Below are 18,003 nucleotides of genomic sequence, written 5' to 3'. Positions count from 1 at the left end.
TGGAGCAATAGCCTGCGCCGCCTTGGTGCATTTTTCCCTACGTCAAATGACGTATGCGCTTACGTCAGGCTGCGTATACCCGTCGTCGAGACGCCCCTCCATGCTGAACCACCACCGTTGCTGGCCGCCATAGGGCGTACCACCAGCGTCACCGCAGAGGAGTAGCAGCATGCAACCACCATTGATCCGGACTAAAGGCCTGTTGCCGCGCCGCTTGGCGCTAGGGGCGGCGGCCCTGTCGTTACTGGCTGCCAGTGTGTTCAGCCAGGGTGTATGGGCGGACGAGGCCAACAGCACCGGCCTGGCGGTGACCGCCACTGAAGTCACGGTCGGCCAGTTGCACTCGGCCACCGGCACCATGGCGATTTCCGAGACCGGTTCGATCCAGGCCGAACGCTTGGCCATCGAGCAGATCAACGCTTCAGGCGGCATCCTCGGTCGGCAGATCAAGGTGATCCAGGAAGACGGCGCCTCCGACTGGCCGACCTTCGCCGAGAAGGCCAAGAAGCTCCTGCTCAACGACAAGGTGGCCACGGTGTTCGGCTGCTGGACCTCGGCCTCGCGCAAGGCTGTGCTGCCGATCTTCGAGAAGGAAAACGGTCTGCTGTACTACCCGACTTTCTACGAGGGGCTGGAGCAGTCGAAGAACGTGATCTACACGGGCCAGGAAGCCACCCAGCAGATCCTCGCCAGCCTCGACTGGATCGCCAAGACCAAAGGCGCCAAAACCTTCTACCTGGTGGGGTCGGACTATATCTGGCCACGCACCTCGATGAAGATCGCCCGCAAGCACATTGAAAACGTGCTGCACGGTACCGTGGTCGGCGAAGACTACTACCCCTTGGGCAACACCCAGTTCGGTTCGCTGATCAACAAGGTCAAGCTGAAGAAACCCGACGTCGTGTTCGCCGCAGTGGTGGGTGGCTCCAACGTGGCCTTTTACAAACAACTCAATGCGGCGGGCGTCAATTCGGCCAAGCAGACTTTGCTCACGCTCTCGGTCACCGAAGATGAATTGCTGGGCATCGGCGGCGAGAACATGGCCGGTTTCTATGCCTCGATGAAGTACTTCCAGAGCCTGGACAACCCCAACAACAAGGCCTTCGTCGACGCCTTCAAGGCCAAGTACGGCAAAGATTCGGTGATCGGCGACGTGACTCAGGCCGCGTATCTGGGCCCATGGTTGTGGAAGGCTGCGGTGGAAAAAGCCGGCAGTTTCGATGTCGACAAAGTGGTTGCAGCCTCGCCGGGCATCGAGCTGAAAACCGCGCCTGAAGGCTACGTCAAAGTGCATGAAAACCATCACCTGTGGAGCAAGACCCGCATCGGTGAAGTACAGCCCGATGGTCAGTTCAAGGTGGTTTACGAGTCTGATCTGATCGAACCGAATCCTTTCCCTAAAGGCTACCAGTAAGGGCTGGGCCATCGCGGCAAGCCGACTCCAACACTCTGTAGGAGCTGGCTTGCTGGCGATGGGGGGCCCAACGGTTTTCCACATCCTCCCTCCAAGCAGGAGTCCATCATCATGGAATGGCTATCGGAATTTGGTGCCATCGCGGCGATGCAGGGGTTCAACGGCTTGTCCGTGTTCTGCGTGCTGCTGTTGATGGCATTGGGGCTGGCGATCATTTTCGGCCAGATGGGGGTCATCAACATGGCCCACGGCGAGTTCCTCACGATCGGCGCCTACACCACCTATGTCTGTTCGAGCCTGACCAGTCATTTCGCCCCATGGTTTCAACCCTATTATTTTTTCATCGCCATCGCCCTGTCGTTTCTGGTGGCTGGGGCCATTGGCTGGCTGGTGGAGTGGGCGATGATCAGTCGGCTCTACAAACGTCCGCTGGACACGCTGCTGGCGACGTGGGGGCTGTCCCTGGTGATGCAACAGACCTTCCGTTCGGTGTTCGGCGCCCGTGAAGTCAGCGCCACGCCGCCGGAGTGGCTGATGGGCTCGTTCAACTTCACCGAGTCCATCGAGATTCCGCGCAACGGTTTGTTCATGATGGCCCTGACCCTGCTGCTCACCGGGGCCATTTTTCTCTTGCTCTACCGCTCACGCTGGGGCCTGCAAGTGCGGGCCACGGTGCAAAACCGGCTGATGAGCCGTGCCGTGGGCATCAATACGCGCAAGGTCGACCGCATGACCTTTGCCCTCGGTTGCGGTGTCGCGGGGGTGGCCGGCGCGGCCTTTACCACCATTGGCTCCACCGGGCCCACCGCGGGCTCGCAGTACATAGTCGACACCTTCCTGGTGGTGGTCTTCGGCGGCGCACAAAGCCTGTTCGGCACTATTGCGTCGGCGTTCGTCATTGCCCAGACCCAATCGATCTCGGAGTTTTTCCTCAGTGGTTCGATGGCCAAGGTACTGACCCTGTCCGGGGTGATCCTGATCCTGATGTTGCGCCCTCAAGGGTTGTTCTCCATCAAAGTGCGCAAGTAGAGGCGAGCCAATGAAGCTTTTAGACAAGATGCTGGCGGGCAAGCAGAACCTGTTGGGCGTGGGCCTGTTGGCGCTGCTGATCTTCGTGGTCTTCCCGCTGACCCTGGATGCCTTTCGCCTGAACATGGTGGGCAAGTACCTGACCTATGCCTTCGTCGCTGTCGGCCTAGTGTTGTGTTGGGGCTATGGCGGCATTCTCAGCCTCGGGCAGGGGGTGTTCTTCGGCGTCGGCGGCTACTGCATGGCGATGTTCCTCAAGCTCGAAGCCTCCGACCCGCAGAGCACCAAAATCCAGTCGACGCCGGGCATTCCGGATTTCATGGATTGGAACCAGATCACCGAACTGCCGTGGCTCTGGGTGCCGTTCCACAGCTTCAGCTTCACCCTGTTGGCGGTGATCCTGGTGCCGGTAGTGCTGGCCTTCATCATTGGCATGGCGCTGTTCAAGCGGCGGGTGGGGGATGTTTATTTCTCCATCGTCAGCCAAGCCATCGCGCTGATTCTCACGGTGCTGATCGTCGGCCAGCAGGGCCTGACTGGCGGGGTCAACGGCATCACCGATCTCAAGACGCTGCTCGGCTGGGACCTGCGCAGCGACAGCGCCAAGTTGCTTTTGTACTTCATTAACGCGGCTTTGCTGTTCGGCTGCATTTTCATCGGCCGTTTCGTCCTCGCGTCGAAGCTCGGGCGGCTGCTGATGGCGATGCGCGACAAAGAGGAGCGGGTGCGCTTCTCCGGTTATGACGTGGCCAGTTTCAAGATTTTCGTGTTCTGCATCGCCGCTGCCTTCTCGGCCATTGGCGGCGCCATGTTCGCCTTGCAGGTGGGCTTCATGTCGCCTTCGTTCGTCGGCATCGTGCCGTCCATCGAGATGGTGATCTTTGCCGCCGTCGGCGGGCGCATGTCGCTGCTCGGCGCGGTGTATGGGGCCTTGTTGGTGAACTACGGCAAGACCTATTTCTCCGAGTCCTTCCCCGAGCTATGGCTGTACCTGATGGGCGGGCTGTTCATTGCCGTGGTCATGTACTTTCCCAATGGCTTGGCCGGACTCTGGGACAGCCATGGCCGCCAGACCCTTGGCCGTTTATTACGGCGTACCCCGCAGCAAGCCGCCGTTGCCGCGCCCCTGCCGGAGACGTCGCGCACTGCGCCGCCGACCCCGGCTCCTGAACGTCCTTCGCTGGAGACGCAGCCATGACCGCCGTGGGTTTTCAAATGAACAAGCCGGTGCTGGTTATCGAGGGGCTGACGGTGTCCTTCGACGGTTTCAAGGCCGTGGACAACCTCAACCTGTACATCGACCGCAATGAAGTGCGGGTGGTGATCGGGCCCAACGGCGCAGGCAAGACCACGGTACTCGACCTGATCTGTGGCAAGACCCGCGCCACCAGCGGCAGCATCCAGTTCGATGGAAAGGAACTGACCAAGATGCGCGAGTACAACATCGTCCGTGCCGGCGTCGGGCGCAAATTCCAGAACCCGTCGATCTACGAAAACCTCACGGTGTTCGAGAACCTGGAGATGTCCTACCCGGCGGGGCGCAAGGTGTTTGGCGCGTTGTTCTTCAAACGCAGTGCCGCAGTGATTGCCCGGGTTGAAGAGGTGGCGCGGGAGATCTTTCTCGGCGAGCTGTTGCAGCAACAGGCCGACCTGCTGTCCCACGGCCAGAAGCAGTGGCTGGAGATCGGCATGCTGCTGATGCAGAACCCTGACCTGTTGATGCTCGATGAACCGGTCGCAGGGATGAGCGTCAACGAGCGCGTACAGACTGCGGAACTGCTCAAGCGCATCAGCCAGGGACGCTCGGTGCTGGTGATCGAACACGACATGGAATTCGTCAAGAGCATCGCCCATAAGGTCACGGTGCTGCACCAGGGCAAGGTCCTGGCCGAGGGCAGCATGGAGTCGGTGCAGAACAACCCGAAAGTCATCGAAGTCTATTTAGGCCATTGAGGAAGCAGGCATGTTCAACGTAGACAAGCTGTCCTGTGGTTACGGCCAGAGCCAGATCCTCCACGACCTCGACCTGGCCGTGGCCAAACGCGAAATCGTCGCCGTGATGGGACGCAACGGTATGGGCAAGACCACGCTGTTCAAGAGCTTGATGGGCATCCTTCCGCAGTGGCGGGGGCAGGTCAGCGTCGATGGCCAGGAAGTCTCGAACCTGGAAACCCACGAGCGGGTGGAGCACGGCATCGCCTATGTGCCTCAAGGGCGGATGATTTTTCCCAGCATGACAGTGTTGGAAAACATTCAGACCGGCCTGCCGGCATCGGCCCGGGGCCAGGTGCCCGAAGACCTTTATGCGTTGTTTCCGGTACTCCACGACATGCGCTCGCGCAAGGGTGGCAACCTTTCAGGCGGGCAACAGCAGCAACTGGCCATTGCCCGGGCGCTGGCGACCAATCCCAAGGTGTTGTTGCTCGATGAACCCACTGAGGGCATCCAGCCGTCGATCATCAAGGACATCGCCCGCACTTTGAAAGAGATCCGCCACCTGCGCGACCTGACCATTGTGGTCTCCGAGCAGGTGCTGTCATTCACCCTGGAAATCGCCGACCGCTTCCTGGTGATCGAGAAGGGTCGCTTCGTGATTGAGGAGACCCGCGACAAGGTCGACGAAGCCACCATCAGTCGCTACCTCTCCGTGTAGGCGCGATCGGGCGGCGCGATGGTTTATAGGCCCCTTTTGTAGCAGCTGGAAAGCCAGCTCAAAGGGGTACGTCATCCAACGTATTGGCCGATTCGTGCCGCCATTCGAGACTGGTTCCAACGCGGTACATCCCTAATGTTCAGGAGCTTCGCCATGACCGATACCTTGATCAAAGTCGACCTCAACCAGCCCGCCACCGAGAACGAACAGATCCACAACCGCTGGCATCCGGACATTCCCATGGCCTGCTGGGTCAAGCCGGGGGATGATTTTATTCTCGAGACCTATGACTGGACCGCCGGCGCGATCAAGAACAACGACGACGCCTCGGATGTGCGTGACGTCGACCTGTCCACCGTGCACTACCTGTCCGGTCCGGTGGGCGTGCGTGGCGCCGAGCCGGGGGATCTGCTGGTGGTCGACCTGCTGGACATCGGCGCCAAGGCCGAATCGATGTGGGGTTTCAACGGTTTCTTCTCGCGGCAGAACGGTGGCGGATTCCTCACGGATCACTTTCCCAGCGCACAGAAAGCCATCTGGGATTTCAAAGGCATGTTCACCAGCTCGCGGCACATTCCCGGGGTCAACTTTGCCGGCCTGATCCACCCCGGATTGATCGGTTGCCTGCCCGACCCGGTAATGCTCGGCGACTGGAACCGCCGCGAGCAGGAGCTGATCGACACCCACCCGACTCGCGTGCCGCCCTTGGCCAACGCGCCGCTGGCCGCCACCGCGCACATGGGCAAGCTCAAGGGCCAGGCCCGGGATGATGCTGCGGCCACCGGCGCACGCACCGTGCCACCGCGCGAACATGGCGGTAACTGCGATATCAAGGACCTGTCCCGGGGCTCGAAGATTTTCTTCCCGGTGTACGTCAAAGGCGCCGGGTTGTCGGTGGGGGATCTGCACTTCAGTCAGGGCGACGGCGAGATCACCTTTTGCGGTGCTATCGAGATGGCCGGCTGGGTGCATATGAAAGTCGAGCTGATCAAGGGCGGCATGGCCAAGTACGGGATCAAGAACCCGGTGTTCAAACCCAGCCCGATTATCCCGACCTACCAGAACTACCTGATCTTTGAAGGTATCTCGGTGGATGAAGCCGGAAAACAGCACTACCTGGACGTCAATATCGCGTATCGCCAGGCCTGTCTGAATGCGATCAACTACTTGACCAAGTTTGGTTATTCGCCCGCCCAAGGCTATGCACTGTTGGGCTCTGCGCCGGTGCAAGGGCATATCAGCGGCGTGGTCGACATCCCCAACGCCTGCGCGACCCTCTGGTTACCCACCGAAATCTTCGAGTTCGACATCAACCCCAACGCCAACGGCCCCATCAAACACCTCGACGGCAGTATCGATCTGCCGATTGCCCCGGACCTGTGAGACACGCCCGAGCTCGATCAATGTCTGGAGAGTGCCATGCCGACTTATGAGTACGAATGCCAAACCTGTGGCTCTTTCACAATGTTGCGGCCCATGGCCCAACGGCACGAGTCGTGCCAGTGCCCGTCTTGTGCGGGCCCAGGAGGGCGGTTGCTGTTGTCTGCGCCGGCACTGACGACGTTGTCGAGCAGTCAACGCCAGGCCATGGCGACCAACGAGCGAAGTGCCCACGTGCCGCAGACGCTTGGCGAGTACCAGCAGAACCGTCGTCATCCCAGTGGGTGCAGTTGTTGCGCACCGAGCAAACCGCTGGCCCCGACCAAAGAGAATCCACAGGGGCTCAAGAGTAAAACCGGCTCCAGACCTTGGATGATCAGCCATTAACAGAGGTAAATTTCATGCGTCATGGTGATATTTCCAGCAGCCCGGACACCGTGGGTGTCGCGGTCGTCAATTACAAAATGCCGCGGCTGCATACAAAAGCCGAGGTCATTGAAAACGCCCGCAAGATTGCCGACATCATCACCGGTATGAAAAGCGGTCTCCCCGGCATGGACCTGGTGGTGTTTCCTGAATACAGCACCATGGGCATCATGTACGACCACGATGAGATGATGGCGACTGCCGCCAGCATTCCAGGCGAAGAGACGGCGATCTTTTCCGCCGCGTGCCGTGCGGCTGACACGTGGGGGGTGTTTTCACTGACCGGTGAGCGGCACGAGGAACATCCCCACAAAGCCCCGTACAACACGTTGGTGTTGATCAATAACCAGGGCGAAATCGTCCAGAAGTACCGCAAGTGCATTCCCTGGTGCCCCATTGAAGGCTGGTATCCGGGTGACCGGACCTATGTCTGCGAGGGTCCCAAGGGCCTGCAAATCAGCTTGATCATTTGTGATGACGGCAACTACCCGGAGATCTGGCGCGACTGTGCAATGAAAGGAGCGGAGTTGATCGTCCGTTGCCAGGGCTATATGTACCCGGCCAAAGAGCAGCAGGTGATGATGTCCAAAAGCATGGCCTGGGCCAATAATTGCTATGTGGCAGTGGCTAATGCGGCAGGCTTCGATGGGGTTTATTCCTACTTTGGTCACTCGGCGATCATTGGCTTCGACGGTCGCACCCTGGGCGAATGCGGTGAAGAGGAAATGGGCATTCAGTACGCACAATTATCCGTTTCGCAAATCCGCGATGCGCGAGCGAACGACCAATCACAGAATCATTTGTTCAAGCTGCTGCATCGCGGTTACACCGGGGTCTACAACTCCGGGGATGGCGACAAGGGAGTGGCTGACTGCCCGTTCGACTTTTACCGCACCTGGGTACTGGACGCGCAGAAAGCCCGGGAAAACGTCGAAAAACTGACCCGTAGCACCGTCGGCGTGGCTCATTGCCCGGTGGGAGAGATTCCCCACGACGGTAAAGAAAAACACGCAGGCTAAACCATGCCTTTCGTGAATGATCGCATCGACCCAAACCACCCACAGCCGAGCCTGACCAGCGCATCACCGGCAGCAGATTTGTTGACCTCACGCTTCGTCTTCAATCCCTCCCAAGTCATGGCGTTGTTGCGCAGTCGAATTGTCGGCCAAGAACAAGCCATGAGCGCGGTCGAGGCGTTGCTGAACGTGGTTAAGGTCGATATTGGTGAGCGTGAGAGACCGTTGACGGTGAGCCTGTTCATGGGGCCGACCGGTGTCGGCAAGACCGAAATCGTCCGTCTGCTGGCACTGGCCATACACGGTCGCGCCGATGCTTTTTGTCGCATCGACATGCACACCTTGGCCCAGGAGCATTACTCGGCGGCGCTCACCGGAGCGCCACCTGGTTATGTGGGGAGTAAAGAGGGCGTCAGTCTGTTCAATAGCGAATTGATTCAAGGTACCTTCAGTCGCCCAGGCATCGTGCTGTTCGATGAATTGGAAAAGGCCAGCAAGGAAGTGGTGCGCAGCTTGTTGGGCATTCTTGAGAACGGCCAACTGACCTTGGCTGGCGGTAGCCGAACGCTGGATTTTCGCAATAGCCTGATCTTCATGACCAGCAACGTTGGAGCCCGGCAAGCGACCACCTACAGGGAACGTTTTTCACGCGGTTGGCGGCGCTGGCTCGGCATCGCCCCGCAAGGTGAGCAGGCTATGTTGGAGCTAGCATTGCATGCCTGGTTCGAACCGGAATTTCTAAACCGTATTGATCGCATCCTGGTTTTCCAACGCATCGAAAGCCAATGGCTGGAAGCGTTGTTGCAGATCGAACTGAACAAACTCAACCAACGGCTCGGTCAGCATCGCCGTACGCTGGTCCTGGACGTTGCGGCAAGCGACTGGTTGTGCCGAAAGCATGACCCACGCTTTGGTGCTCGGGCCCTCACAAGGCGAGTGCGGGTCGAGCTGGAGCCTGCCATCGCTGAGTGTTTGCTGGCTTATCCGCAGGCAATGCAGATGACTGCGACGGTCGAATCAAACAGGCTCACGGTTGTTCCATTGTCGTAAGAGACGGCACCGGATTGCGGTCTGATGCTATAGCCTCGGGAATCGCTGTCGCACTACGCTGGGTGACGATGCGCATCACCCAGCGTGTTGGCTTTTACAGAATGTTCATCGGGTAGCTGATGATCACCCGATGCTCGTCGCTGTCACGCTGGGTGGACACTTCGGTGCGCAGTGAGGCGTGGCGCAAGGCAATACTCAGATCCTTGAGCGGTCCTTGCTGGATCACATAACTCACCGTCAGGTTGCGCTCCCACTCGTTCTTGTCGCCGGTGGGGGTACGGATGTTCGAGCCGCTTTCGTACATGCCCAGGAAACTCAAGCCAGGAACCCCAACCTTGGCGAAATCATAGCCGTAGCGAACCTGCCAGGTAGTTTCTCCGGCGCGCTGGAACTTACCGATCATCGACTCCGTCATGAAGTAGGCGGTAGAACCGTCACCCTGGTTCAACCAGACTGCATCACTGTCGCCGCTGACTTGCTGCAGGCCGGCAGCGAAGGTATGACCGTTCACCAGGTAGGTGAATTGCGCGCTGCTCAGGCGACTGTCGACCTTGCCTTTGGTGACCCCGTCGCCGTAGTAGCCGAAGGTGTAGAAGTCAGGGTCATGACCGTTGGCGCCATCGGAGCGGTTGTCGAAGTGGCGCAGGTCGGTACGCAGGGTGCCGGGGCCGACCTGCCAGTCGTATTTGAGGCCCAGAAAGTTCTGTTTGTAGAAGTCCTGCAGGTTGCCGTAGTAGTACTGCAAGGTCAGGTCTTTGGTTGGCTTGTAGTCCACACCGCCGTAATAGAACTTGTTGACGAACTCGCCCGTCTGCGCGTTGTTTGCACCGGGGATGGACATGCCCATCTGGTTGCTTGAACCGCGACCTTTCACATGCTCCAACTGGCCGAGGATGAAGGTGAAGTTCTCCAGGTCTTTGGACTGGATCTGCCCGCCGTTGAAGGTTTGTTGCAGCATGCGGTCGGTGGACATCACCACCGGCAACATCGGGACCAGGGTGCCGTATTTCAGTTCGGTGTTGGAGAACTTGGCTTTGGCTGTCAGGCCCAGGCTGCCGAACTCATCGACCGCACGGCCATCGCTGTCGGTCGGGAAGATGTTGCCGTTGAAGGCGCTGCTTTCAGGGTTGTAGTGCCGGCCTTTACCGGAGTCGAGGCGGACCCCGAACATGCCAATGGCATCTACGCCGAAGCCGACCGAGCCTTGGGTGTAGCCGGACTGAAAGTTGGCGATGAAACCCTGGCCCCATTCCTGGGTGTAGTTGGGGTCGGCGGCGCCGCTGCGGTTGTCGGCATTACTGAAAAAGTTGCGGGCCAGCACGCTCAGCTTGCTGTCTTCTATCAGGCCTGCGGCAAAACCCTGTTGAGCGATGATCAGGCCACAAATGCCGGCCACTACTTTAGGTGCGCGATTGAAAAGCTCCATCGGAGTCATCCCCATGAGTTGTCGAATGTTGTGAGAGGCAGTCAAAGGCGGCAGTAAAGGTTTTTATTGTTTTTCAGGAGCGACGGTGGCCGGCAAGACGTTCAGCCTCACGGGCGGCAAGCGGTACAGAATGAACAGCGCCAGCACGCCGATGCCGGCGCACAGCAGCAGGCCGACGCCTACCGACTGGGCCAGGGCATCACGGGCCAGGTTCAGCCATTGCGGATGTTCGAGCAGGGCGGCATTGGGGCGTAAAAGGACCTGCGGGTCGGCATACAACGCCAGCCCGTCAGCGTGCCCTTGGGCGATAAAAAGTCGTTGCAGGTTGGTGCTGTAAAGCAGGTTGACCAGCTCGCCCATCGAGGCGGTTCCGAGCAGTCCACCCACCAGTCGCAAGGATTGCGTCAGCGCCGTGGCGATCCCCAGAAACTGCCGCTCGGCGAGGGTCTGGGTGAAGACGGTCAGGTTAAGCAGAATGAAACCCAAGCCAAGACCTGCCAGCAGGATCAAACCGAGCAACAGGTTGAAAGATGCGTCGCGTCCGGCAATGGCAAGGCTGAGGCAAGCCAGCAACAGCGCGACGAACCCTCCCAGCGGCAACCAGTTTGGATTGTGCAGGCGAGTGACGATGCGACTGTTGACGATCGCCCCCAGCGTGATACTCAGTGCCAGTGGGGTGATCAACAGCCCTGCATCCTGCGGCGAGTAGCCATAGCTGCCTTGCAGTAACAACGGCAGATAGAACAGCAGCGAAAACATGATCGCCCCGGCCGCCACCGACAGCAGAAACAGCAGGCGCATGCTCGGTAGTCTGAGCAATGCCGAGGGCAGCAGTGCGTGCTGGCAGCGTCGCTCCCAAAACCACAATGCACCGATTGCAGCCAAGCAGGACAAGCCCAGCGCCACACTCAACATCAGGCTGGAATGCCCCAGCCATTCGACGAACAGTTGCAGGCTTCCCAGCGCCAGGGCAATCAGCAATGCTCCGGGCCAGTCGAGGCTGATTTTTGTCGGTTGTTGAGGGCGGTAGTAAGGCAGGTAGCGCCAGGCGAAGAACAGCGCCAGACAACCCAGCGGCAGATTGAGGTAGAACACCGAGCGCCAGCCAAACGCTCCGGTGAGATAGCCACCCAATCCCGGGCCAATAGCGTTGACCACACTGAACAGGGCACTCAGCAACATTTGCCAGCGCAGGCGTTGTCGGGTGTCGGGAAACAGTTCCGGGATGCAGGCGAACGCCGTGCCGATCAGCATGCCACCCCCGACACCCTGCAAGGCGCGGCCGATCACCAGCAACAGCATGCCACTGGCCAACGCGCAGGCCAGTGACGCCAGGGTGAAGATCAGCGTGGCGGCGATCACGAAGGGCTTGCGCCCGTAGTAATCCCCTAATCGACCGAAGATCGGGATAGTGACGATTGATGCCAGCATGTAGCCCGTGGCAACCCAGGCGTAGAGCTCGAAGCCCTTGAGCTCGGCGACGATGCTTGGCAAGGCGTTGCCGATCACCGTCTGGTCGAGCGCCGAGAGCATCAGCACCAACGAGATGCCGAGCATCGCCAGCAGGGCCTGTTTGAAGCTCAGGGGAGGGTGGGTCGCCACGGCCATCGTCGGTCCTCAGCTCAACGCTGCAACGGCAGCAGCAATGCGCGAGCAACCTTCGTCGAGGGTCTTGATGTCGGTGGCAATCGACATCCGGAAGAACGGTGCCAGGCCATACGCGGTACCAGCCACCACCGCCACACCTTGGCTTTCCAGCAGGTACATGACCACGTCGTAATCGGTGTCCAGGCGCTTGCCTTGAGGGGTTGATTTGCCCAGCAACCCGGAGCAGTTCACATAGAGATAGAACGCGCCATCGGGTTTGCGGCAACTCAGGCCATCGATGGCGTTGAGCAGGTCCAGGCAGCGATCCCGACGTTGCTGGTAAACCGCCACGCTGTACTTGACGAAAGTCTGGTCGCCATTGAGCGCTTCGACCGCGGCGGCCTGGCTGACCGAGCAAGCGTTGCTGGTCGATTGCGATTGCAGGGTCGCCATGGCGCCGATCAGGTCGGCCGGGCCAGCCGCGTAGCCGATTCGCCAACCGGTCATGGCATAGGTCTTGGACACACCGTTGACCACCAGGGTGCGCTCGATCAACGCCGGCTCGACGGCAAGGATGTGCGGATTGGCCAGGCCTTCGTAGCGGATGTGTTCGTAGATGTCGTCGGTCATCAGCAACACTTGCGGATAGTCGAGCAGCACATCGGCCAGGGCGCGCAGTTCGGCAGCGCTGTAGCTGGCGCCGGTCGGGTTGCTCGGTGAATTGAGCAGCAGCCAGCGAGTACGCTCGGTGATCGCGCCGCGCAGTTGCTCCGGGGTCAGCTTGAAAGCGTGCTCTTCCGGGCAGGCGAGGGTGACCGGTTCACCTTCGCAGGCCAGCACCATATCCGGGTACGACACCCAGTACGGTGCCGGAATCAGCACTTCATCGCCCGCGCCAAGGGTGGCGGCGAAGGCATTGAAGATCGCACTCTTCGCGCCGCTGGTGACCAGGATTTGATTCGCCGCGTAAGTCAGGCCGTTTTCCCGTGCCAGCTTGCCGACGATGGCCTGCCGCAGTTCCGGGGTTCCGGCATTTTGCGTGTAACGGGTTTCGCCACGTTCGATGGCGGCGTTGGCCGCTTGCCGAATGTTCGCCGGAGTATCGAAATCCGGCTCGCCGACCACCAGATTGATGATGGATTTGCCCTGCCGGCGAAGTTCGTTTGCACGGTCGGAAGCGGCGCTGCTTGGGGACGGCTTGATGCGTAGCACACGGGCGGCGATGCGGGAGGCGGTCACGTGTCGTTCCTCGTTGATGACGTTGACGAGGCCCTACAGTACGAGTCGCTACACGGGCAGCCATAAGATGAGATCGTTCTGGTCGGATAGGCATCGCTTATGGTTGGAACTGAACAGCCGTTGCACCAAGGCGGTGCGATCAAGCCTGGCTGCCCGTGGCGGGTGTCATTCACGGCCACTACGATCCAGCCATAGCAAAGGCTTATGGTTCGGGTCTTGCCGTTAACCCCGCGCGCGACGTGTCGGGGCTGGCCTGGCTCTTGCTAAAGCCTATGGGCTGTCTTCCTTTTTCGAGCAAGAGCACCGCCACCGTGAACCTGCGCCGTTTGAAGTATTTCGTGAAACTCGTCGATATCGGCAGCATGACCCAGGCCGCTGACGTGCTGCATGTCGCGCAACCGGCACTCAGTCAGCAACTGGCCACGCTGGAAGCGGAGCTGCAGCAACAATTGCTGATTCGGACCAAGCGCGGCGTTACCCCGACTGAAGCAGGCAAGGTGCTCTATGGGCATGCCCAGATCATTCTGCGTCAATGCGAACAGGCGCAGAGTGACATCAATGCCACGGGGCAGGCGTTGTCCGGGCAGGTCTCGGTCGGCCTGGCGCCAGGCACTGCGGCATCGACGCTGTCACTGCCGCTGCTGCGCAGGGTGCGCGAACGCCATCCGGGCATTCTGCTGTACCTCAACGAAAACTTCGGCACCACCTTGAGCGAGTTGATCATGAACGGCCGGATGGACATGGCCGTGCTCTATGGCGGGCGCGAAGTCCATGGCTTGAGCTTCGTCTCGCTGCTGCGCGAGCACCTCTATCTGGTGAGTGCCGATCCTTCGATCAGCTCTCTCGAAGAGATCCCACTGGCCGAACTGGCGGACATGGACATGCTCCTGCCGCGTCCCTACAACGTCATGCGGCGACTGGCGGATGAAGCTTTCCAGCGCATTGGCCTGAGCGCGCGGGTGGTGGCGGAAATCGAATCATCGATCACGTTGACCGCCGCCGTCGCCGAGCACTTTGGCTCGACCATCCTGCCCGAATCCTCGGCGCGGGTGATGGTCGCGGCCACGTCGGTGCACATGTGCCGAATTGTCGAGCCTGAAATCGAGGCGCCCCTGGCGCTGTGTCTGTCCGGGCATCTGCCGCTGTCGGTGCCGGCTCAAGCGGTCAAGGCAATCCTGCTGGAACTGGTCGCGGAGATGCGCGGCAGCTTGATCTGAACGGTCATAAGGACGGCTTATCACCCCAAAGCCAAAGCGTCTTGGTCGCCGCTGGAAGGGCTCGCTACATTGACCCCATCCACTTAAGACATGCTCGACAGGCAGGGGCTCACGCATGGATTCAGAACGCATCAAGGGGTTGATCGATTTGCTCGCCGAATCCGATCTGCTCGAACTGAGTCTGACTGAAGGCGACAGTACGATTCGCCTTTTCAAACAGGCAGGGAAGGTCGTGACGACCGAGTCGACGGCAGAGCCTTGGCCGACACCGACCGCGGATTTGCCCAAACCAGGCACCCTGGCGATGGCCGCCACCGAGATCAGGGCCAGCCTGTATGGCGTCCTGCACCTGACGCCCGCAGCAGGAGAGGCACCGTTTGTCGCGGTCGGCGATCAGGTCGAACCAGGGCAAACCCTGGCGGTCCTCGAAGCGATGAAAATGTTCCATCCGGTCAAGGCAAAAATCGGCGGTCGGGTCACCGCGATCCTTGCCCACAGTGGCGACGAAGTCGAAGCCGGACAGTCGCTGTTCCGTCTCGACTGATCCCAAGCCCATCCTCTTTCAGGTGAATTCAATGTTCGACAAAGTGCTGATCGCCAACCGTGGCGAAATCGCCCTGCGCATTCAGCGAGCCTGCCATGGCCTGGGGATACAAACCGTGGTCGTGCACTCTGAGGCTGATCGTCACGCCCAGTATGTGCAAAGCGCTGACCAGGCCCTGTGCATCGGACCGGCGTCACCGAGCCAGAGTTATCTGAACCAGACGGCGCTGCTGTTCGCGGCCAAGGTCAGCGGCGCTCAGGCGATTCATCCGGGTTACGGTTTTCTGTCAGAGAACGCCGGGTTCGCCGAGCGTATAGAAAACGCAGGACTGACTTTCATCGGCCCTGGCGCGGCGTGCATTCGCACGATGGGCGACAAGGTCGCGGCCAAACGGGCGATGCGTGAAGCCGGTGTTCCCTGCGTCCCCGGACCGGATTCAGTGATGCCCACCGACGATGCGAGCATCCTCGCCATCGCTCGGGAAATCGGTTACCCGGTTATCGTCAAGGCGGCCGGCGGTGGCGGTGGTCGCGGCATGCGCGTGGTGAAAGAAGAGGGCGAACTGCTCGATGCCATCGCCCTGACCCGCGAAGAAGCACGGCTGGCCTTCGGCAATCCGGAACTCTACATCGAGAAGTTCCTTGGCCATCCACGGCACGTGGAAATCCAGGTGTTGTGCGATGCCCATGGGCATGCGATCTGGCTGGGTTGCCGCGATTGTTCGTTGCAGCGCCGGCACCAGAAAGTCCTGGAAGAAGCGCCGGCCCCCGGGATCGATCCGGAACTGATCGCCAGGGTCGGTGAACGTTGTGCCGCCGCGTGCCGACAGATCGGCTATCGCGGCGTCGGCACCTTCGAATTTTTGTACGAGGACGGCGCGTTCTTCTTCATCGAGATGAACACCCGGCTGCAAGTCGAACACCCGGTGACGGAGATGACCACTGGCATCGATATTGTCCAACAGCAATTGCGCATGGCCCGTGGCGAAGTGCTGGAGCTGCGCCAGCAAGACGTCCAGCTCAATGGCCACTCACTGGAATGCCGGATCAACGCTGAAGACCCGATCACCTTTATGCCCACGCCGGGGTTGATCCAGCGCTGGGAAGTTCCCGGTGGCTTCGGTGTGCGGGTCGACTCCCACGTCACCACCGGGTATCGGGTGCCACCGTATTACGACTCGATGGTGGCCAAGGTCATTACCCACGGCGCGACGCGCGATGAGGCCATGGCCCGCATGCGCCTGGCCTTGAGTGAGCTGGTGGTGGAGGGCATCTCGACCAATGTTCCCTTGCACCGGGACATTCTTGACGACCCGGCCTTCTGTGCTGGCGGCGTGGACATTCATCACCTGGAGCGCTGGTTGCAACAACGGAGTACGACATGAACACAGCATCTGTATCGCCGCGTCCGCACATCAGCCTGCTGGGGTCCACGGCCTTGCTATTCGAGGCGCCGGGCGAACTCGATCTAGCGCCGCAACAACGCATTTGGAGCTTGGCTTTGCAGGCCGGGGAGTGGGCCGAGATCCATGAAGCGGTTCCGGGCATGAACAACCTGATGCTGACTTTCATCAAGCCGCCACGCGACATCAATGGGTTGTGCGAGCGATTGCAGGAGGCGTGGGAGGCCAGTCGGCCATTGCCACTGGAAGGTCGAATCGTTGAATTGCCGGTGGTCTACGGTGGCGAGTTCGGCCCGCACATCAATGATGTGGTGGCGCACACCGGGCTGGACATCGAGACCATCGCCAATCTGCATTGCGAGCCGTTGTACCCGGTATATGCCTTGGGCAGCCATCCCGGTTACTGCTACCTCGGCGGCATGGATTCGCGCCTGGCCACGCCACGACGCCAAGTGCCGGTGATCAGCATAGCCGCCGGCTCGGTATCGATTGGCGGGGTGCAGACCGGCGTCTCCGCCTCCGCCGGCCCCAGTGGCTGGAACACCATCGGCCGCACCGAGATGGTGTTTTTTGACCCGACTCAAAACCCTCCGGCGATGCTCAGGCCGGGCGACATGTTGCGCTTGCGCATCGAGAGGATCATTCGATGATCGAGATTTTATCGGCCACCGCCCTGGCCACGGTGCAGGACTTCGGCCGCTTTGGCAGCCTCGGTTACGGGGTGGGAACCTCCGGTGCGATGGACCATTTGGCGCTGGCGTTGGGCAATCTGCTGCTGGGCAATCCCGAGGGCGCAGCGGCCATCGAAATCCCGCTGTTCCCATTCGATGTGCGGTTTGTTCAAGACTGCGCCTTTGCGGTGACCGGCGCGGCTTGCGAGGCCTCCCTCGACGGCCAGCCATTGCCGCCATCCTGGGTGACGCAGGCGCGGGAAGGCCAGGTGTTGAACCTCGGCTTTCCGACCTCCGGCAGCCGCGCTTATCTATGCCTGGCTGGCGGTGTCGACGTGCCGCAGGTGCTGGGTTCGCGCAGCACTCAATTACGCGGTGAATTCGGAGGCCTACAGGGGCGAGCCTTGCAGCAGGGCGACCGGGTTGCAGCGCTGCGTCCAGGCCTGAGTGCACTGCCTACGGATTTCGGCGTCGTGTCCCCGAATCAGGCGCTGGCGTTGCAACTCGATGGATTACCGGCCATGCGCGTCCTGCCTGCGGCCGAATACGAGTGTTTTCTGGACGAATCCCGTGTGGCGTTCTGGGCGGGCGAGTGGAAGGTCACGACCCAGAGCAACCGCTACGGCTACCGGCTCGAAGGCGCGCCGATCTTGCCCAAGGTGCCGATGGAAGTCCGTTCCCACGGCATCGTCCCCGGCGTGATTCAGGTGCCCCACGGTGGCCAGCCGATCATTCAGATGCGTGACGCGCAACCGAGCGGCGGTTACCCGAAATTCGGCACGGTGATCGAGGCCGATCTGTGGCGCTTGGGTCAGGCGCCGATTGGCAGCAAGGTGCGGTTTATCGAGTGCAGCTATGCCGAAGCCGTTGCGGCCTTGGAAGATAATTCGCGCTATCTCGCGGAGGTCAGCCGCTTGGTCGATCTTCACGGGATGGCCTCGCGTTAAGG

At 60.4% G+C, this 18,003-nt stretch carries 17 protein-coding genes; 14 read left to right on the top strand and 3 right to left on the bottom strand.

What is annotated here, in order from left to right; all coding sequences use genetic code 11:
- The first annotated feature begins 169 nt into the window (after positions 1-169).
- The 9 genes from urtA to KGA89_RS18255 all read left to right on the top strand — a co-directional run bounded on the left by urtA (position 170) and on the right by KGA89_RS18255 (position 8,968).
- Complete coding sequence (gene urtA, locus KGA89_RS18295; protein WP_223472212.1) at positions 170-1,414, top strand: urea ABC transporter substrate-binding protein; 1,245 nt, start codon at positions 170-172, stop codon at positions 1,412-1,414.
- Between the two features lie 111 nt (positions 1,415-1,525).
- Positions 1,526-2,443 (top strand): urea ABC transporter permease subunit UrtB, encoded by a 918-nt coding sequence (gene urtB / locus KGA89_RS18290; RefSeq protein WP_057448796.1) that lies wholly within the window; start codon positions 1,526-1,528, stop codon positions 2,441-2,443.
- A 10-nt stretch (positions 2,444-2,453) separates the two neighbouring features.
- Positions 2,454-3,641 carry an urea ABC transporter permease subunit UrtC gene (urtC, locus tag KGA89_RS18285; protein ID WP_003203584.1) on the top strand — a complete coding sequence of 396 codons (1,188 nt, stop codon included), beginning with the start codon at positions 2,454-2,456 and terminating at the stop codon, positions 3,639-3,641.
- Positions 3,638-4,396 carry an urea ABC transporter ATP-binding protein UrtD gene (gene urtD / locus KGA89_RS18280; RefSeq protein WP_003203582.1) on the top strand — a complete coding sequence of 253 codons (759 nt, stop codon included), beginning with the start codon at positions 3,638-3,640 and terminating at the stop codon, positions 4,394-4,396. The genes urtC and urtD overlap by 4 nt, the downstream gene beginning before the upstream one ends.
- A 10-nt stretch (positions 4,397-4,406) precedes the next feature.
- Positions 4,407-5,096, top strand: a complete 690-nt coding sequence (gene urtE, locus KGA89_RS18275; RefSeq protein WP_013693772.1) for an urea ABC transporter ATP-binding subunit UrtE — start codon at positions 4,407-4,409, stop codon at positions 5,094-5,096.
- A 153-nt stretch (positions 5,097-5,249) separates the two neighbouring features.
- Entirely contained in the window at positions 5,250-6,479 is a 1,230-nt protein-coding gene (gene fmdA / locus KGA89_RS18270) for a formamidase (RefSeq protein WP_223472211.1), read from the top strand.
- 36 nt (positions 6,480-6,515) lie between these two features.
- Entirely contained in the window at positions 6,516-6,863 is a 348-nt protein-coding gene (locus KGA89_RS18265) for an FmdB family zinc ribbon protein (protein WP_003203576.1), read from the top strand.
- Between the two features lie 14 nt (positions 6,864-6,877).
- Entirely contained in the window at positions 6,878-7,921 is a 1,044-nt protein-coding gene (locus KGA89_RS18260; protein WP_003203574.1) for an aliphatic amidase, read from the top strand.
- Between the two features lie 3 nt (positions 7,922-7,924).
- The gene (locus KGA89_RS18255) at positions 7,925-8,968 is read left to right on the top strand and encodes an AAA family ATPase (RefSeq protein ID WP_223472210.1); all 1,044 of its coding nucleotides are present in this window, start codon (positions 7,925-7,927) and stop codon (positions 8,966-8,968) included.
- 94 nt (positions 8,969-9,062) lie between these two features.
- Here the strand turns inward: KGA89_RS18255 and KGA89_RS18250 are convergent, their stop codons facing one another.
- The 3 genes from KGA89_RS18250 to KGA89_RS18240 form a co-directional block, all read right to left on the bottom strand.
- A complete protein-coding gene (locus KGA89_RS18250) occupies positions 9,063-10,394 on the bottom strand; it encodes an OprD family porin (RefSeq protein ID WP_043042298.1) in 1,332 nt (443 codons plus the stop codon).
- Between the two features lie 63 nt (positions 10,395-10,457).
- The gene (locus KGA89_RS18245; RefSeq protein ID WP_223472209.1) at positions 10,458-12,002 is read right to left on the bottom strand and encodes an MFS transporter; all 1,545 of its coding nucleotides are present in this window, start codon (positions 12,000-12,002) and stop codon (positions 10,458-10,460) included.
- A gap of 9 nt (positions 12,003-12,011) precedes the next feature.
- On the bottom strand, positions 12,012-13,220 hold the full coding sequence (locus KGA89_RS18240) for an aspartate transaminase (protein ID WP_223472208.1): 1,209 nt from the start codon (positions 13,218-13,220) through the stop codon (positions 12,012-12,014).
- Between the two features lie 311 nt (positions 13,221-13,531).
- Between KGA89_RS18240 and nac the strand changes: the two genes are divergently transcribed.
- From nac to KGA89_RS18215, 5 genes are all read left to right on the top strand, one after another.
- Complete coding sequence (nac, locus tag KGA89_RS18235; RefSeq protein ID WP_018609099.1) at positions 13,532-14,437, top strand: nitrogen assimilation transcriptional regulator NAC; 906 nt, start codon at positions 13,532-13,534, stop codon at positions 14,435-14,437.
- 115 nt (positions 14,438-14,552) lie between these two features.
- Complete coding sequence (locus KGA89_RS18230) at positions 14,553-14,981, top strand: acetyl-CoA carboxylase biotin carboxyl carrier protein (protein ID WP_223472207.1); 429 nt, start codon at positions 14,553-14,555, stop codon at positions 14,979-14,981.
- 31 nt (positions 14,982-15,012) lie between these two features.
- Positions 15,013-16,365 (top strand): acetyl-CoA carboxylase biotin carboxylase subunit, encoded by a 1,353-nt coding sequence (accC, locus tag KGA89_RS18225; RefSeq protein ID WP_223472206.1) that lies wholly within the window; start codon positions 15,013-15,015, stop codon positions 16,363-16,365.
- Positions 16,362-17,033, top strand: a complete 672-nt coding sequence (pxpB, locus tag KGA89_RS18220) for a 5-oxoprolinase subunit PxpB (RefSeq protein ID WP_223472205.1) — start codon at positions 16,362-16,364, stop codon at positions 17,031-17,033. Before accC ends, pxpB begins: the two co-directional genes overlap by 4 nt.
- Positions 17,030-18,001, top strand: coding sequence for a biotin-dependent carboxyltransferase family protein (locus KGA89_RS18215; RefSeq protein WP_214510663.1), 972 nt, complete (start codon positions 17,030-17,032; stop codon positions 17,999-18,001). Before pxpB ends, KGA89_RS18215 begins: the two co-directional genes overlap by 4 nt.
- The last annotated feature ends 2 nt before the right edge of the window (positions 18,002-18,003 follow it).

The organism is Pseudomonas sp. A-RE-22, from assembly GCF_019956035.1.
Taxonomy (GTDB): Bacteria; Pseudomonadota; Gammaproteobacteria; order Pseudomonadales; family Pseudomonadaceae; genus Aquipseudomonas; species Aquipseudomonas brassicacearum.
This window is presented reverse-complemented; position numbering and strand designations above follow the sequence as displayed.

What these genes read in the sequence shown, in the direction of transcription:
- KGA89_RS18260 (WP_003203574.1), top strand. Translation starts at nt 6,878, where the DNA reads ATGCGTCATGGTGATATTTCCAGCAGCCCGGACACCGTGGGTGTCGCG.
- pxpB (WP_223472205.1), top strand. Translation starts at nt 16,362, where the DNA reads ATGAACACAGCATCTGTATCGCCGCGTCCGCACATCAGCCTGCTGGGG.
- KGA89_RS18265 (WP_003203576.1), top strand. Translation starts at nt 6,516, where the DNA reads ATGCCGACTTATGAGTACGAATGCCAAACCTGTGGCTCTTTCACAATG.
- urtA (WP_223472212.1), top strand. Translation starts at nt 170, where the DNA reads ATGCAACCACCATTGATCCGGACTAAAGGCCTGTTGCCGCGCCGCTTG.
- fmdA (WP_223472211.1), top strand. Translation starts at nt 5,250, where the DNA reads ATGACCGATACCTTGATCAAAGTCGACCTCAACCAGCCCGCCACCGAG.
- KGA89_RS18245 (WP_223472209.1), bottom strand. Translation starts at nt 12,002, where the DNA reads ATGGCCGTGGCGACCCACCCTCCCCTGAGCTTCAAACAGGCCCTGCTG.
- urtB (WP_057448796.1), top strand. Translation starts at nt 1,526, where the DNA reads ATGGAATGGCTATCGGAATTTGGTGCCATCGCGGCGATGCAGGGGTTC.
- KGA89_RS18230 (WP_223472207.1), top strand. Translation starts at nt 14,553, where the DNA reads ATGGATTCAGAACGCATCAAGGGGTTGATCGATTTGCTCGCCGAATCC.
- accC (WP_223472206.1), top strand. Translation starts at nt 15,013, where the DNA reads ATGTTCGACAAAGTGCTGATCGCCAACCGTGGCGAAATCGCCCTGCGC.
- urtD (WP_003203582.1), top strand. Translation starts at nt 3,638, where the DNA reads ATGACCGCCGTGGGTTTTCAAATGAACAAGCCGGTGCTGGTTATCGAG.
- KGA89_RS18250 (WP_043042298.1), bottom strand. Translation starts at nt 10,394, where the DNA reads ATGGAGCTTTTCAATCGCGCACCTAAAGTAGTGGCCGGCATTTGTGGC.
- KGA89_RS18215 (WP_214510663.1), top strand. Translation starts at nt 17,030, where the DNA reads ATGATCGAGATTTTATCGGCCACCGCCCTGGCCACGGTGCAGGACTTC.
- KGA89_RS18255 (WP_223472210.1), top strand. Translation starts at nt 7,925, where the DNA reads ATGCCTTTCGTGAATGATCGCATCGACCCAAACCACCCACAGCCGAGC.
- urtE (WP_013693772.1), top strand. Translation starts at nt 4,407, where the DNA reads ATGTTCAACGTAGACAAGCTGTCCTGTGGTTACGGCCAGAGCCAGATC.
- urtC (WP_003203584.1), top strand. Translation starts at nt 2,454, where the DNA reads ATGAAGCTTTTAGACAAGATGCTGGCGGGCAAGCAGAACCTGTTGGGC.